At 63.1% G+C, this 15,115-nt stretch carries 8 protein-coding genes; 6 read left to right on the forward strand and 2 right to left on the reverse strand.

The window, feature by feature from the left end; genetic code table 11:
• Positions 1 to 41 precede the first annotated feature (41 nt).
• The 5 genes from NIBR502773_RS21080 to NIBR502773_RS21100 are packed head-to-tail and all read left to right on the forward strand — an operon-like array spanning position 42 to position 3,574.
• Positions 42 to 269 (forward strand): hypothetical protein, encoded by a 228-nt coding sequence (locus NIBR502773_RS21080; RefSeq protein ID WP_257228052.1) that lies wholly within the window; start codon positions 42 to 44, stop codon positions 267 to 269.
• A 4-nt stretch (positions 270 to 273) separates the two neighbouring features.
• A complete protein-coding gene (locus NIBR502773_RS21085; protein WP_141156859.1) occupies positions 274 to 1,527 on the forward strand; it encodes a hypothetical protein in 1,254 nt (417 codons plus the stop codon).
• Positions 1,528 to 1,542: 15 nt separating this feature from the next.
• Positions 1,543 to 2,283, forward strand: a complete 741-nt coding sequence (locus NIBR502773_RS21090) for a molecular chaperone (RefSeq protein ID WP_141156860.1) — start codon at positions 1,543 to 1,545, stop codon at positions 2,281 to 2,283.
• The gene (locus tag NIBR502773_RS21095) at positions 2,283 to 2,813 is read left to right on the forward strand and encodes a fimbrial protein (protein WP_257228053.1); all 531 of its coding nucleotides are present in this window, start codon (positions 2,283 to 2,285) and stop codon (positions 2,811 to 2,813) included. The genes NIBR502773_RS21090 and NIBR502773_RS21095 overlap by 1 nt, the downstream gene beginning before the upstream one ends.
• Positions 2,814 to 2,833: 20 nt before the next feature.
• Entirely contained in the window at positions 2,834 to 3,574 is a 741-nt protein-coding gene (locus NIBR502773_RS21100) for a molecular chaperone (RefSeq protein ID WP_141156861.1), read from the forward strand.
• Here NIBR502773_RS21100 and NIBR502773_RS21105 read toward each other — a convergent pair.
• Positions 3,571 to 6,681 (reverse strand): transglycosylase domain-containing protein, encoded by a 3,111-nt coding sequence (locus NIBR502773_RS21105; protein WP_141156862.1) that lies wholly within the window; start codon positions 6,679 to 6,681, stop codon positions 3,571 to 3,573. The two genes, NIBR502773_RS21100 and NIBR502773_RS21105, sit on opposite strands and share 4 nt — an antisense overlap.
• 457 nt (positions 6,682 to 7,138) lie before the next feature.
• Here NIBR502773_RS21105 and NIBR502773_RS21110 point away from each other — a divergent pair, with 457 nt between their 5' ends.
• Complete coding sequence (locus tag NIBR502773_RS21110) at positions 7,139 to 8,557, forward strand: amino acid permease (protein ID WP_141156863.1); 1,419 nt, start codon at positions 7,139 to 7,141, stop codon at positions 8,555 to 8,557.
• Between the two features lie 50 nt (positions 8,558 to 8,607).
• On the opposite strand, the gene NIBR502773_RS21115 is transcribed toward NIBR502773_RS21110, so the two are convergent.
• A complete protein-coding gene (locus NIBR502773_RS21115; protein WP_141156864.1) occupies positions 8,608 to 15,096 on the reverse strand; it encodes an NEL-type E3 ubiquitin ligase domain-containing protein in 6,489 nt (2,162 codons plus the stop codon).
• Positions 15,097 to 15,115 lie beyond the last annotated feature (19 nt).

Raw genomic sequence — 15,115 nt, forward strand, 5'->3', positions numbered from 1 at the left:
AAAACCCCAGGGCCCGCGCGCCTCACTGTTTCGCCCTAGGCATGGCCGTCCTGCTGTGTGGCGCTGCTGCAACGGCCGACGAGAACATCACCGCGCGGTTCCGCCCCGACCCGTCCAACCCCATGGTGAACAAATTCGAAAACACCACGCCGATCAGCTCGATCTGCGCCGCGCATATTCCGGCGCGCTGCAAGGCGTTGGGTATTTTCAGCCTGCGGGACACCAACTTCACGGCGCTGTCCCTTGCGCCAATCATGTGGTGGGAGTAGAGATATGAAGGTATTGAAACGGATGGGACAGTGCTTCAGCGTTGCAGGTCATACGCTGTTGGCGTTGCTGGCAATGCCCGCAATAGCGGTGCAGATGAACATCCAGGCTGAGTTTCGACCGGATCCTGCGAAGCCACATTTGAATAAGTTCGAGAATAAAACCCCGAGCTTTGGTTACTGTCTGGGGTTTCCTGCGCAATGTGCCGCATTGAATATATTCAGTCTCAGGGCCGGCATCTCATCTAATTCCATTGGGCCGATTTCTGCTTTTCATACGGATCCACGGCAAGGAGCAATGTTTAAAGTTCCGACACAGTGGCAGGACCTGACTGTTATCCATCGACAGACTCAGGAAGTGGAGACGGTCAGAGTCCGGATAATGGGGGTTGGGTCGACGTACTCAGTCCCCAATCTGGTCAACCTGGTAGGAGGAGACGTCACCCCTGGGCAGGCGCATCAGCGGTTATGGACCGGCTCCAGTTGGGTGTACCCCCCTAGCTCCTGCCTGGGCACCGGAATCAGTGCTTATGGGTCGATATCGTATACATTTTTCTGGAGAACCCCTGTGGACTCCCTGTGTGCCAAACAAGCCAGGTTCGATATTCCCACGATGCGCTACAACTATCTGGAATTTGCCTACGAACTCATCACGCCTAACCCTTTAGGCATGTCTTCAGGGGAGTACTTCGGCAGTCACCAATACACTGTGGGGCCTGGGCAGGACTTTGATTTGGGCAACTTGATGATGCCCAGTAGTCCTACGCTGACCCTCAACTTCACTCTGTCTGTACAGCATGAACTGAAAGTCGAAGTCCCTCCCGGTGCAAACCGTATTGAGTTGGTTCCTCAAGGTGGCTGGCAAGCCTGGGTGAACCAGGGCCGCAAACCAGCACGGCTGTTCCGTGACCAGACCTTCAACATCTCGTCCTCATCGCGTTTCAAAATGCAAATGAGCTGCGAGCGGGTCATCGGCGACACCTGCGCCTTGAAGAACACCACCGATGACCACGAAGTGCCGCTGGATGTCAGCGTCAGCCTGCCCAATGGCCTGACCCGTGAGGATGGATCCGCCGTGAGCCGCCAGCCGCTGCTGCTCAGCGGTGTTGGCACCGAGCTGTTCAAGCCCGATTTCTACGTCAATCGCCGGCCCGGCACCTTGCATTTCGAGGTCAAGAAGGATTACGCCGAAGCGATGGTCGAGCGCGGTGGCACCACCTATTCGGGCCAGGTCACGGTGGTCTGGGATTCGGAACTCTAACGGGGATTTATGGCGATGAAACATCTGTTGGCGCTGTGTGCGCTGTGCTGGTTGCCGTTGTCGGCGCCAGCGGCTCCCAACATCAACGTCGGGGTGTTCTATGACTACCTCGACGGTGACAAAAGTACCTACCTGAAACGGATATTCAACGGTGGCGACAGTACGGCGTTCATCAAGGTCTCGGTGATGGAGATCCTCTACAACGCCGATGGCAGCGCCGAGGAGGTCGAGCTCAAGAACACCCCCGGCAACTCCGCGCGCGATGGCCTGATGGCCACGCCGGCCCGCCTGATCGTGCCGCCCGATGGCATGCAGGGCACACGCCTGCTGTACCTGGGCGAGCGGCAAAACGAGCGTTATTTCCGCCTGCGTTTCGTGCCCGTGATGCCCGAGCCCGAGGACGATTTCGTGGTCTCCAGCGAAGAGCGCGAGGCCTACAAGAACCAACTGTCAGCCGGGGTCACGGTGTTGGCGGGGTTCGGCACGGTGTTTTTTGTGCGGCCCAAGGACACCCGCTTTGCCACCCGCATCGATGAGCAGCCGGTTGAGTACGGGCTGCATAACGACGGCAACAGCGTGGTGGTGGTCGATGAGTTCAAGGACTGCGCCAGTGGCGATAGCCAGGACTGCCTGCCCGTCACCAAGCATCACATCCTGCCGGGGCGTGCCTTCAGCTTTGCCAGGCAGGCCGGGCGTACCTACCGCTTCACCCTGATCGAGGGCAGCGAAAAAAAACCATATGAGGTCAAAGGCTGATGGTCAGTGAAATAGCCCAAGGGGGAGCGCGCCAGTCGTGCAGACATTGCAAACTCGTGTTGGCGGCGCTGCTGCTGATGGTGGGCGCATTGCTGAGTACCCAGGCCTTGGCGATCCGTGAAGAGCAGGTGTTCGATGTGTCCGTGACCATCCCGACTGCAGACTTTTACGTCCTGCCGATCAACCCCGGGTTCCTGGAGCGCGAGCAAAAAATGGTCTGGGACCTGGTACCCGGGCGTCTGCGCCCGCTGCGCGAGCACTTTGACGTGAAGAGTTCCGCCGGCGGCATCAACGCCCGCTTGGGCGCGCTGCCCACGCTGTTCAATGGCGGGCGCACCTATATCGACTTGAACGTCACCTTCAACGGCCAGGTGCTGGGCCTCGATGACACCCTGGTGGTGCCGCACGACGAGGCGCGCCAGGGCAAGCGCGTGCTGCTGGATATCTCGGCGGTCGAGCCGGCGGATGGTTTTACCCCAGGTGAGTACTACGGCAGCGTCGAGCTGCTGTTCGATGCGGTACGGCCGTGATGATGGGCAGAGGAGTAGTTATGAAGGCTTTATATGCAATGCTGGGTTTGATCCTGTGTTCACTCAATGCCCAGGCCGGGCCGAACATCAACGTCGGTGACTTCTACGATTACTTGCGCGGCGATAAAAGCACCTACCTTAAGCGGGTATTCAATGGCGGCACCAAGACGGCCTTCGTCAAGGTCAATGTCACCGAGATGCTCTACAAGCCCGACGGCAGCTACGACGAGGTGCCGCTCAAGCTCGAAGCCGACGGCAGCGTGCGCAACGGCCTGGTGGCCAGCCCGGCGCGGCTGATCGTGCCGGCGGACGGCATGCAGAGCACGCGCTTTGTGTTTATCGGTGATCGCGACCGCGAGCGTTACTTCCGGGTACGCTACCTGCCGGTCGCGCCCGAGACCGAAGACGGCTTTGGCCTCAGCGACGAAGAGCGCAAAGCCTACGAAGAGACCTTGGTGGGAGGCGTGCAGGTGATGGCCGGCTACGGCACGGTGTTCTTCGTGCGGCCCAAGGACAGCCGCTTCGACACCCGGGTCGAAAACGGCGGGCAGCGTTACACCTTGCGCAATGCCGGCAACACCGTGGTGGTGGTGGATGAGTTCAAGGATTGCGCGGCAAAGGACCGTACATCCTGCGCCCCGACCACCAAGAACCATATCTTCCCTGGCCGGGTGTTCAGCTTTGAAAAACAGCCCGGGCGGACGTATCGGTTCTATCTGGTGGAGGGTACCTCCGAACGCATCATCGAAATCAACGGTTAGTCTGTTGAGGTCACGGCACGAGGCGGGTTGCACAGGGTATGGCCGCCCGGTTGCAGGTACGGCATCAGCACCGGCGCCATGCCCTTGAGCACCTGCACCGGCAGCGCCGAGGTAAAGGTGAAATTCTGCGCGCCGCTGCCGGGCACGAAGGCCGTCAGCGTGCCGAAATGCCGGTCGCCGATATAGAACACAAAGGTCGCGGTACGGTTGATCGCCTTGGAACTGAGGATGCGCCCACCGGCGCCGATGGCTTCGATGCGATTGTCCCCGGTGCCGGTCTTGCCGCCCATGGCCAGCGGTGTGCCGTCGGGCAACTTGAAGCTGCCCGACACGCGTTTGGCCGTGCCCGCATCCACCACCTGGGACAACGCACCGCGCAAGGCGGTGGCGACTTCGCTGGGCATCACCCGCTTGCCTTTGTCGGGGTTGTTCACCAGGCGGGTTTCATAGGGCGTGTCGACGGCAAAGTGCAGGCTGTCGATGCGCAGGGTCGGCTCACGCACGCCGTCGTTGAGGATCGTGCCGACCAGTTCCGCCAGGGCCGCCGGGCGGTCGCCGGAACTGCCGATGGCGGTGGCCAGCGACGGCACCAGATGGTCGAACGGGTAGCCGACCGCCTGCCAGCGCTGGTGAATATCCAGGAACGCCTCGACCTCCAGCATGGTGCGGATGCGGCTGTCCCGCGCGCTCTTGTGCCGGCTCTTGAACAGCCAACCATAGACTTCCTGGCGCTCATGTTCGCTGGCGGCGACGGCCTGTGTGAAGGTGGCGTCGGGGTGGTTCAACAGGTAGCCGAGCAGCCACAGGTCCAGGGGGTGGACCTTGGCGATATAGCCTTGGTCCGGCAGGTCGTAGGTGCCGGGGCCGTAATCGGTGTAGAGCCTGGCCAGGCGTTCGTCGGTGAGTTTTTCCGAGGTTTTTTGACTGTTCAGATGCGCCCGGACAAAACGGTTGAAACTCTCCTGGTTGGCCTGGGGCAGCAGATAACGGTGCACGGCGGCCAGGCGAATGGCCGTAGGGCGCATGCCGTCGAGGAAGGTGTCGAGCCGTGCCTGGGTGTCCTTGTTGCGGTACTTTTTCCAGAAGCGCAGCAGGAAGGTCGTGCCTTCGCGGTCGGCGAACTGGGCCAGGTATTCCTGGCGCCGTGGGTTGCTGTCGTCCTTGAGCAACTCGGCACTGTTGTTGTCTGCGTGATAGGTGCTGTAGCGCACCAAGTCACGCATCAGGCGAATAAATGGCAGGTTGATCGACTCACGCAGGGCGTCGCGCAATGTCGGGTTGCGGCCGTTGTCTTCATTGCGAAAGTTATGGAAGCGATGCAGGCCGCCGCCGGTAAAGAAGCTCTCGCCGGGGCTGGCGGAATACGGCCGGTCGAGCGCGGCGTCAAGCATCTTCGACAGGCTCTTGTCGCTGTTTTGCGCCAGGTAATCCACGGCCCAGCGCGACAGGCGATCCTGCTCATCGACATCGACTTTTCTCAGCGCAGCCGGTGTCTGGCCGGCGTAGCGCTGGTGCAGTTCGCTGATGATTTGCAGGTAGGTGGTGAGCACCCGCAGCTTGGCGGTGGAGCCCAGTTCCAGCTTGCTGCTCTCGTTGATATCGAAGGGCTGGTCGGTGTTGTCGGTCTGCACCCGGACCCGCGCGCCGTCGCCGGTCATCTCGTACAGCGTGAAGCTGTAGCGCACTTGCGCGGTGCTGGCGGGCGTCAGCAGGCGCGGGCCGAGCAGGCCGAGTTGCCCGGCAAAGGCCGGATCGGCCAGGTGCTTGAGGTAGGCCGTGGCCTGGGTTTGCAGGTCATTGTGCAAGGTGCTGGTGGCGGACAGGTCGAGGCGATCCAGGTCATACAGCGGGCGGTTGAGCAGGGCGGCCAGGCGGCTGCGGGCCATGCTGATGCCTTTGTTGGAGTCAATCGCTTGGAGCGTCGGCTGTTGCTGCCAGTCGCGGTAACTCACTGTGCTGGTCAGGGCGGCCCTTGCCAGGGCAGGGTCGATGATCCCGTCCCGCTCCAGCAGGCGGAGGTGGCTGTCGGTCAGGTTCGAAAGTTCCGCGTGGCCTTTGGACAGGTAATGGGAAGGCCGGCGCTGGGCGATCATCAACGACAACACTTCGCGCAGGGCCAGGCCCTTTTGCGCGAGGTCCTGCGGGCTGGTGTCGGCGAGCAACGCGTTGGTGCGGTCGAAGTCGGCTCCGTACCACACGCGCAACCCTTCGGCCATGCCATGCACTTCGCCGTGACCGGGTACGGCGGACAACGGCACGCTGTTGAGGTAGTCGCGCACGATGTCCTGGCGCGCCTGCAAGGTCTGCGGGCCATCCCGATAGGCGCGCACGCTGGCGGAAAACATCTGGCGCAGTTTCTCGCCGCCGGACAGCGTCAGCCCATCAGGGGAGTGGCGGTATTTTTCCAGCTGGGTGGCCAGGGTACTGCCGCCGGCGGTCTGCCCGGGCAAGTGCAACAGCTTGGCAACTTGCGACCACGCCGCCCTGGCGAAGCGCGGCCAGTCCACCGCCGGGTTGGCCTGGGGCTGGGCCGGGTCGAGTAAATCGCGGTTCTCGATGAACAGCAGGCTGTTGACCACCACCGGCGGGATCGCGTCGAAACGCTGGTAGGACTGCTGTGGGTAGGTGAACCGGTACAACGGCTCGGCGCGGCAATCGCTGATCGACAAACCGGCCTGGATTTTCTCCCCATAGGGCACGAACAGGCCGCGCTCGGCATAGGTCATCAGGGGGGCGGAGAAGCGCACCTGGCTCTGGACCAGGTAGTTGCGCTTGAGCAGGCGCGGCAGGAATTCATCCAGGTCGCTGTAACCCAGGCGCTTGTCGAAAGGCCCGTCACCGGGATAGACCACGGCATCGCTGGGGCCGGGTTCGAGCCGGTAGTTCAAGGTGGCGGCCAGGCGGCTCAATTCCCGGGCCTGCCAATGGGACGTGCGCATTTCGCGCTGGGCGGCGAACCCGGCGGCGATCAGGCCGATCACCAGCAACAGCCACGCCATTCGCCACCGGTACAGCCGTTTGCGGGAGCGTCGTGGCAATGGCTGTTCGTCCATGCTGTCGGTGGGAGCCGCAGCCTTGGTTGAATCGGTTTGCCATAAAGCGCCCATAGTCGATTGATCCATCCCGGCAGATTGATCGGACTTGATTCAAGCGTAGACGCTGATTGGCACCGTCGAGAAATTTGTCGGCGTGCGGGCGACCGCGTGCAACCCCTGGAGATTCGTCGCGACGAAATCAGCCTGCCCATGGCCCGCACGGTGTTCTTCGACGCGCCGATGCGTGCGCCGCCAAGGTCAGTACGCAGGGCAATGGGCTTAAGCCGCGCACCATCTCCGTGCGATACTCCCACCGCGCAATCGGAATTTTCCGGGAGTTCCCGCTGAATATTGCCGTTTATAGAGTGAAAATCACTGGGTTGAGCTTTTTATACTGCACCCCCCTGATCTGGCCCGGCCAGACCGGTTGACCCAAAAGGTCCACTGGAGACGGCATGCCATGGCTGACCCGCCGTGGCGTGCCGGACTCGGAGGCTCATATCCAATAACAAGACGAGGTTGTATCCCTATGCCAGTCGGCAACCACCTGCCCCATGGCGAGACCGCTTCGGGCGGCCCGCTCAAACGCGAACTGGGCGAACGGCATATCCGCCTGATGGCGCTCGGCGCCTGTATCGGTGTCGGCCTGTTCCTCGGCTCGGCCAAGGCCATCGAAATGGCCGGCCCGGCCATCATGCTGTCCTACATCATCGGTGGCCTGGCCATCCTGGTGATCATGCGTGCCCTCGGCGAAATGGCCGTGCACAACCCGGTCGCCGGCTCGTTCAGCCGCTATGCCCAGGATTACCTCGGCCCGTTGGCGGGCTTCCTGACCGGCTGGAACTATTGGTTCCTGTGGCTGGTGACCTGCGTGGCGGAGATCACCGCGGTGGCGGTGTACATGGGCGTGTGGTTCCCCGATACGCCGCGCTGGATCTGGGCCCTGGCAGCCCTGATCAGCATGGGCACCATCAACCTGATTGCGGTGAAGGCCTTCGGTGAGTTCGAATTCTGGTTCGCGCTGATCAAGATCGTCACCATCATTGCCATGGTGATCGGCGGCGTCGGCATCATTGCCTTCGGCTTTGGCAACGACGGCGTGGCCCTGGGGATTTCCAACCTGTGGAGCCACGGCGGCTTCATGCCCAATGGCGTCCAGGGCGTGTTGATGTCCCTGCAAATGGTGATGTTCGCCTACCTGGGCGTGGAGATGATCGGCCTCACCGCCGGTGAAGCGAAGAACCCGCAGAAGACCATTCCCCGCGCCATCGGCTCGGTGTTCTGGCGCATTTTGCTGTTCTACGTGGGCGCGTTGTTCGTGATCCTGTCGATCTACCCGTGGAATGAAATCGGCACCCAGGGCAGCCCGTTCGTGATGACCTTCGAGCGCCTGGGCATCAAGACCGCCGCCGGCATCATCAACTTCGTGGTGATCACTGCGGCACTGTCGTCGTGCAACGGCGGCATCTTCAGCACCGGGCGCATGCTCTACAGCCTGGCGCAGAACGGCCAGGCACCGGCCGCGTTCGCTACCACCTCGAGCAACGGCGTACCGCGCAAGGCGCTGCTGTTGTCGATCTTCGCCTTGCTGCTGGGCGTGCTGCTCAACTACCTGGTACCGGAGAAAGTCTTCGTCTGGGTCACGTCCATCGCCACCTTCGGCGCGATCTGGACGTGGGTCATGATCCTGCTGGCCCAGCTCAAGTTCCGCAGGAGCCTGAGCCCGGCCGAACAGAAAGCCCTCAAGTACCGCATGTGGCTGTACCCGCTCAGTTCGTACCTGGCCCTGGGGTTCCTGGTGCTGGTGGTGGGCCTGATGGCGTACTTCCCGGATACCCGCGTGGCACTGTATGTGGGGCCGGCCTTCCTGGTGCTGCTGATCGTGTTGTTCTACGTGTTCAAGCTGCAGCCGACCCCGGTCGTCCAGGGTTCACAGCCGTCGGCGTGATCCCTTGAGCGCGGGCCGGCCTGTTTTACGACAGGTCGGCCCGCACGGTCTCAGACCCGCTGCAACGTGCGTTGCGTGCCCTCGGTCAACTGCCGCACCAGGCGGTTGTGTTCGTTGGCTTCATCGTCGGCCAGTTGCTGGCGACGCTCCAGGTATTCATCCGAACGCCTGTCCGGCAATTCCTGATCCAGCACACTGACTTTGTAGGTGATGGTGTCCTTGACGGTGAAAAACGCCTCCGGCTCACTGCTGGCCAGGTACTCGACCCAGAACTCGGTGGCCAGGATCGCTTCCTGCAAGGCCGGTGACTGGCCGAGCCTGCGCAGGGTCCGGCGCGCCTCGTCGATCACCGCCGGTGTCACATAGTCATCCACGCTGTACAGCAGCTCCAGCGGATAAAACGGCAAGTTGAATTCCCGCGCCAGTTTACTGCGCAGGTAAATGGTCACCTCGGCGGGGTCGGCATCCAGCTCGGCCCGTTCGCGCGCCAGCACGAACTGGTCGGAAAAGTGGTCGAGCTGATTGAGGTAGAAGCAACTCTTGGCCAGTTCCAGCAAGGCCCGGTCGGCCAGGTAGCTCCTGGGTTGCAGCTTGGCCTGGTGGATACGGTGATGCAGTTCCATGTTGGTAAAGGCCAGCAGCACGCTGTCGCCGCAATTGCCTGAGCCGTAGGTATTGAGGCAGATCGTGTTGCGCAGTTGCGTCGACTCGCCCATTGCCATCAGCAGGCTCCAGACCCGCTCGGTCAGCCGCGTTCTTGAGGTGTTGCTGCGGTAGGCGTGGGTCCGCTTGAGGTCGCGCAGGACCCGGAACACATCATCGGCACTCGCCGTTTCATTGGCCTGCAGTTGCTCCCACAATTGTCGGCGGGCCGCCACGTCCTGCGCTGCGACGCCGGTCAGCCAGGTATCGAAGTCATTCGGCGCCACGGGGGCATGGGCCGGTGTGCGCAGTTGACCGCCCAGGCGGATACCCGTGGCGATACGGTAGGCGTCTATGCTTGCCAGGGTCTCGGCGGACAGCGGGTTTTCGTGCAGCAGGGTGTTGCGATTGGCCATTTGCAGCCAGGGGTTGCTGAAGACTTCGTCGGGAATGGTGCTGATCCCGTTGGCCTGCAAGTGCAGCTCGGTCAGCACCGGCAGCGCGCTGGCGCCGATGGGCCATTGGGTGATGCCGGTGTTGGCCAGGTGCAGGGTATTGAGCTGCAGCATCCGGCTGACATCCGGGGTGAGGGTCAGGTCCGGGTTGTCGTTCAGGTCGAGTTTCTGCAGGTTGACCATAGTGGCCAGGCGCTGTACCGACTCTTCGGTCAAGCGCAGGTCGTTGTCGTTCAAGTCAAGGTGGGTGAGCCAGGTCATGTCGGTGATCGCGCTGGGCAAGTCGGTAAGGCGACAGTCGATGCGCAGGGCCTTGAGCTGGGTGAATTTGCCCAGGAACTCTGCCCCCGTGGTCGGGAAGGCATTACCGGAAATCCGCAGGTACTCGATGTGGCTGAAGCCGCTGGTGCCGGTCAGGAACGAGCCGGGCGGCAGGCCTTCGTCGTCCAGCTGCAACTCCAGTGACGGCACGTTGAACAGGCCGGCGATGTAGAACGTCGCGTTTTCGCGCCGCCATGCGCCCCGCAGTTGGTAGGCGATATGGCGACGCCGGCCACGGTTCATGCCCAGAGGGTCATTGAGTTCGTCGTCGGCCGGCAGCAGGGTTTCGCTCCAGCGTGACAGCTCCACATCCATGGCCTGGTACTCGGCCTGGCGGCGTTCCAGCTCGATGAGTTTTTCCGGGTCGGTCATGTTCAGGGACTGGAGCATCCGCCGTGCATCGTCATTGTTGAAATGCGGGTAAAGCTCCTGGACCTTGGCCACCAGATCCGGCGGCCGTGGGCCGCGAAACGGCCAGATACGTTGCCAGAACGGATACACCAGGAACGAACGATCCACCCCCATGGCCGGTTGCATCCAGGGTTGCAGATGGGGGATATCCAGCAGGCCCTTGATTTCCACGCGGCGCGCGAAGGCCAGTTCGGCCAGTTGGGTGCGCAGTTGGGCGATGCCGCTTTCGCTGTCCACCTCGAGCAAAGCCCGCTCGTCGGCGGACAAGCTGCTGAGAATCACCCGCAGCAATCGGTTCGAGGGCTCGCCCAGCGGCTCGCCCTGCGGGGTGTAGGCCTGGTAACCGCGGTTGGTCCTGGCCACGGTCCGGCGCGAGGAGCCCTGCCGATGGCCGGCGGTTTCCAGCAGGCGCCCCTGATTGTCCCGTTCACGCACATCGATGCGCAGGGTCTTCGGCCACGCGGGCAGGTTGTGCAGCAGGTACAGGGTGATCCGGTCACTGTCGGCGTTGGCGCAGGCATCCACATACAGGCCTTCGAACGCCCGGTTCAAACGTAACTCGTGGCCGCTCAGGCGCGCCTGTTCGGCCAGGCGCAGGCTCAGGCGGTCATGCTCATGCAGCTGTTTGAGCTCGCGCTTGGAGGCTTGGCCGAGAATCGCCTTGACCGTGCTGGTGGACAGGTCCGGGTGCTTGGTCTTGAAGCGGCGCTCGGGCTCGCTGCCCGCCGACTCGCTGCGCATGTACAAGGACTCGAGGATTTGCGAGCGCTCGCGGTCGGTGTAGTCAACGATCCGGGTGATCAGCTGGAACAGCCGCTGTTCCTGGGTCTGCGGCAGCGTGCCGAGCAGTGCCAGGGTCAGGTCGTCGTCAGCGATGAATTTCTCCAGCAGCCCGGCCGACTCGAGGTCTTTATCGGTGGCGCTCACCACCTTGGCATCGGTCCGATGACGGGCGGGGTATCTGAGCGGGGCATCCCGGTCGACAATTTCCAGTACGTGGCTATCGGGCCAGCCGGGCAGGCTGGAGACCACCAGCAGTTGCAGGTTCGGGTCTGGAGCGCTGGCGGAAGTATTGGGGAGCTCATACATCGCCTCGATGAAGTGGTTGATTTCCTGATCGATGCGCAAGCGCTTGCAGGTATCGGCCAACAACGGTGGCGACGCCCTACCGCTGCGGTGTATCTGGCGCAGCACGTGGGGCGGGGTGTCGGTCAGGGCGAGAATGCTGCGAGCAGTGTCCTGGGGGAATGTGTAATGGTCGCCCCCGAGGCGATAGAGCAGGCTGTGGTCGTCCCAGCCCATGGGGTTCTCGCTGGACAGGCGCCATGCGCCCTCGCCGTTGTGCTCCAGGGTCGGGGTGTCGACACCGATCTTCTGCGGGTGTTTGAGCCGCCACTTGAACAGCCGTTTGTCATAGACGATCCGGTACCAGGAACCGAACAGCGGCAGATAGTGGTCGCCGGCCAGAGGAAAAATACCCTCGGCATCCGGCCGCAGGCTGGGCGGCAGTGCCAGGGTGTGCTCGTACTGGGCCAGTGAACCGTCGGCCAGTCTTACAAAGCCTTCCGGGCCGCGCTGGTTGCTCATGTAGTCGCCCAGGGTGATGCGCAGGCCCTTGGCGTCGGTGGCGCTGTGCATGCCCAATTGTTGCCGCTCGTGGGGTTGCAGCACCGAACCGATGGCCAGGTAGAAACTGTCCACCGCCGGCGTCACTGCAATCGTGCCGGCATTGCGCATGTCATAGGCTTCATAGACACCCTCGCCGTAGTGACGCAGCTCCACGGTGAGGTCCTCGGGGCCGCTGGAGCGATAGGGTTTGGCGATGCGTCCCACGACCACTTCGGTGATGAGGAAGTCGCGCTTGAGGCTTCGGCGTATCAACGCCGAGGCGAATTCCCGCGCCCATTGATCGGCATCGTTGTTGAACTGGCGCGGGTGGTACAGCGCATCGATCGCAGCGTCGATGCGCAGGGCGGTGCGGTGGTTGTCCAACAGTTCGGCAAAGGCCGTGGGCAGCCCGCCTTCACGCAGATAGGCCTGCTGCTGGCGTGGGGTGAGGGGATGCTGCGCCAACAGACGTTCCAGCAAGGCCGGTGACAGCGGGCTGTTGAGGTCGCGCAGTTTTTTCAGCAGCGGCGTAACCGCCACCAAGGGCATCGACGCCTTGACCGGCAGGAAACGCCGCACATTGGCGGGCGGCAATAGCTCATGTTTTTCATAGCCGGCGTAGTTCACCAGGGCCGCGAACAGGGCTAGGCGTTCGCGCCGCGCCAGGGCGGCGACGTCGCGCCGTACTGCCAGGATCCGCTGTTCGAGCGTGGCGTCGAGTTGGTCCGTGAGACCCAGCAGCGAGGTACTCGGTTGCAGGCTGATGACCAGACTCAACAACGGGTCGGCCCGATAAGGCGGCAGGCCGCCGTCGCCTTCGGCCTGGTAGCGGTTGTCGGCGCCGCGCACGAGGGTGATCGTCGTCGGGCCCGGCATCGTCGGCTCGGTCTTGCCGAAGGTTTCGATCACGCTGCGTTGCGGATCGCTGATGCTCAGCAAGGTTGCGGCGGGCCAATCGGGCAGTTGGGTCAGCAGGCATAACACCACGCTGTCGCCATAGGGGGGCAGATAGCCGGCTTCATGAAAGCGGTTGATGATGTGCTCGATCACCTGGTCGGCTTGCAGGCGGCGCACGCCTTCGATCAGGTTCAACGGTGCCGGCTCGCCTTGCCACACGTGCTCCAGGGTGGCGCGGGAGGTGGCCGTGCTGCGCAGCATCCGCTCCAGGTCGGCCCGCGCGATCAGCGATGAGCCATCGGGCAGCATCTGTTGCAGCAACTGGGCATCCGACAGGGCCTGGGTGTTGTGCAGGTCGAAGGTCCAGGCTTGCAGCGCCGGGTTGAAGACAATCGGTGGCTTGTAGGGGCTGCTGCCGTTTTTGAGAACGTAGCGCTGGGTGGCCTGGTCGTGGGCGACCTCGGCCACCAGGGTCTGGCTGTCATGGTGCAGCTTGACGTATTGCTGGCCTTGCACGGTGAATACGCAGAGGGCGTCGGCGCGTTTACCCTCGAGCAGGTACTGCTGGCGATGGGCGTAGGGACGTGCGTCGGGTTTCCACAGCTCTTCCACCCCGTCGGGACGCGTGACTTTGCGCGGATTGCCCAGCCGCTGCAGGTGCCCGAGCATGCGCTGGCGATGGGCGCTGCCGGCGACGCTGATCAAGCGGCCGCTGATGGCCAGGTCGGCGACATCGCTGAGGGTCGAGGCGAAGCTGCTGGCATCGCCCTTGACCGCTTCATTCAGGCCCACGCTGACGCTGTAGGTCATGCTGCCCAATACGGCCAGTTGCATCACCCGGTTCATCCCCGTGACCCCGCCGGGCAAGGGCGTGAGCAGCACTTGCAAGACTTCGGCGGCAACGGCGGCGGTGGCGTCCTGGACCGCCTGCCAGTCGGCTTCGGAACGGCTGTTGGCCAGGGTGTCGAGGTCGGCCTGGCAGCGTTGGATCTGCCGGTAAGTCAGGGCTTGCACCAGGGTTACGGCGGGGCCGGTGTGTGGGTCGGTGGAGAAGCGGATGTCGTTGAGGGTGCGCTCCGGGAAGGCCGCGTGAAAGCCATCGTAAAGCCGCTCGGCCAGCCAGCTCATGCCCTCGGGGCGGGGTTGCCGGGTCACCAACGACTGGAACACCGACAACCCCACCAGGGGCAATTGCCGGGAAAACCAGCCCAGGTCGCCTTGCTGGTGGCTGTCCAGCAACTGCTGGCGAAAATCCACCTCTGCCGCGCGCGCATCGCTGTGGTAACGCAGCGCGCCGCCGGGGCGGAACGGAAAATAGGACAGCACCCCGAGGCTGGCGACCCTGATCAGCAGCAGCGGTACGGGAATGGCACTCTCCCAGGCGACGAAGGGCACGGCGATGACGGGGGTGACGCCCGAGGTCAGGCTCAGGCTGTCGACCGGCAGTTGCGGCCCGCTGCCGTCGATCGATGCGGTGAGGCTGTCATACATCTCGCGGGTCAGGCCGTTGCGGGCGCGGTTGCGCCAGGCGTCAAGCACATCGAACTGCAGCAGCGCCAGCGCCGCCTCGCCCATCAAGCGGCGCAGCGTACCGTTTTCATCGAGGCTGGCCGTGATCTTCACCTGTAACTGGTGGCCCAGGTCCAGCTCACGGGCGATGGCGATGAACGCCTGCGCCGTGAGGCTGCGATCGCCACCCGGCCCGACCACACGGCTGGCGTCCACCAGGCTGTAGCCGGAGTCCTGGCGGACCGAGGCGGTGAAGCCGAAATTCAGGCAGGCGGCCTCCCACAACGAGAGGCTTTTGATGTGTTCGATAAAGCGCAGATCCTTGTCGGAGCGCCGCGGTACCCGCACGTGACTGCCCGGCTGCCGGTCCCAGGGCAGCGGTTGCTCGATCTTTTCCAGGTAGGTGGTTTCGAAGCGATACTGCTCCGGATCGCGCCCACCGATCCGGTCACGCAACTGCGCCAGGCCATCGGCCTTGAAGCTGCGGACCACCCGTTCCTTTTCGGCTTCAACCGCCGCCATGGCCGCCAGGGCATTGCGTTGCAGGCGCAGGAAGCGGGGTTTTTCCTCGGCGTCCAGGCCTTCCAGGGCTTGCAGGATATTGCGCTGGATCAGCTCCAGCGCCTGTTGCTGGGCCCAGGTGGTACTCGATTGCAGATTGCCGGACAGGCCGTTGAGTAATTGATGAGTCGGCATGCGCTCTACCTTTCACGAT

This window comes from Pseudomonas sp. NIBRBAC000502773, from assembly GCF_006517195.1.
Classification (GTDB): Bacteria; Pseudomonadota; Gammaproteobacteria; order Pseudomonadales; family Pseudomonadaceae; genus Aquipseudomonas; species Aquipseudomonas marginalis.

What these genes read in the sequence shown, in the direction of transcription:
- NIBR502773_RS21090 (WP_141156860.1), top strand. Translation starts at nt 1,543, where the DNA reads ATGAAACATCTGTTGGCGCTGTGTGCGCTGTGCTGGTTGCCGTTGTCG.
- NIBR502773_RS21105 (WP_141156862.1), bottom strand. Translation starts at nt 6,681, where the DNA reads ATGGGCGCTTTATGGCAAACCGATTCAACCAAGGCTGCGGCTCCCACC.
- NIBR502773_RS21115 (WP_141156864.1), bottom strand. Translation starts at nt 15,096, where the DNA reads ATGCCGACTCATCAATTACTCAACGGCCTGTCCGGCAATCTGCAATCG.
- NIBR502773_RS21085 (WP_141156859.1), top strand. Translation starts at nt 274, where the DNA reads ATGAAGGTATTGAAACGGATGGGACAGTGCTTCAGCGTTGCAGGTCAT.
- NIBR502773_RS21100 (WP_141156861.1), top strand. Translation starts at nt 2,834, where the DNA reads ATGAAGGCTTTATATGCAATGCTGGGTTTGATCCTGTGTTCACTCAAT.
- NIBR502773_RS21080 (WP_257228052.1), top strand. Translation starts at nt 42, where the DNA reads ATGGCCGTCCTGCTGTGTGGCGCTGCTGCAACGGCCGACGAGAACATC.
- NIBR502773_RS21110 (WP_141156863.1), top strand. Translation starts at nt 7,139, where the DNA reads ATGCCAGTCGGCAACCACCTGCCCCATGGCGAGACCGCTTCGGGCGGC.
- NIBR502773_RS21095 (WP_257228053.1), top strand. Translation starts at nt 2,283, where the DNA reads ATGGTCAGTGAAATAGCCCAAGGGGGAGCGCGCCAGTCGTGCAGACAT.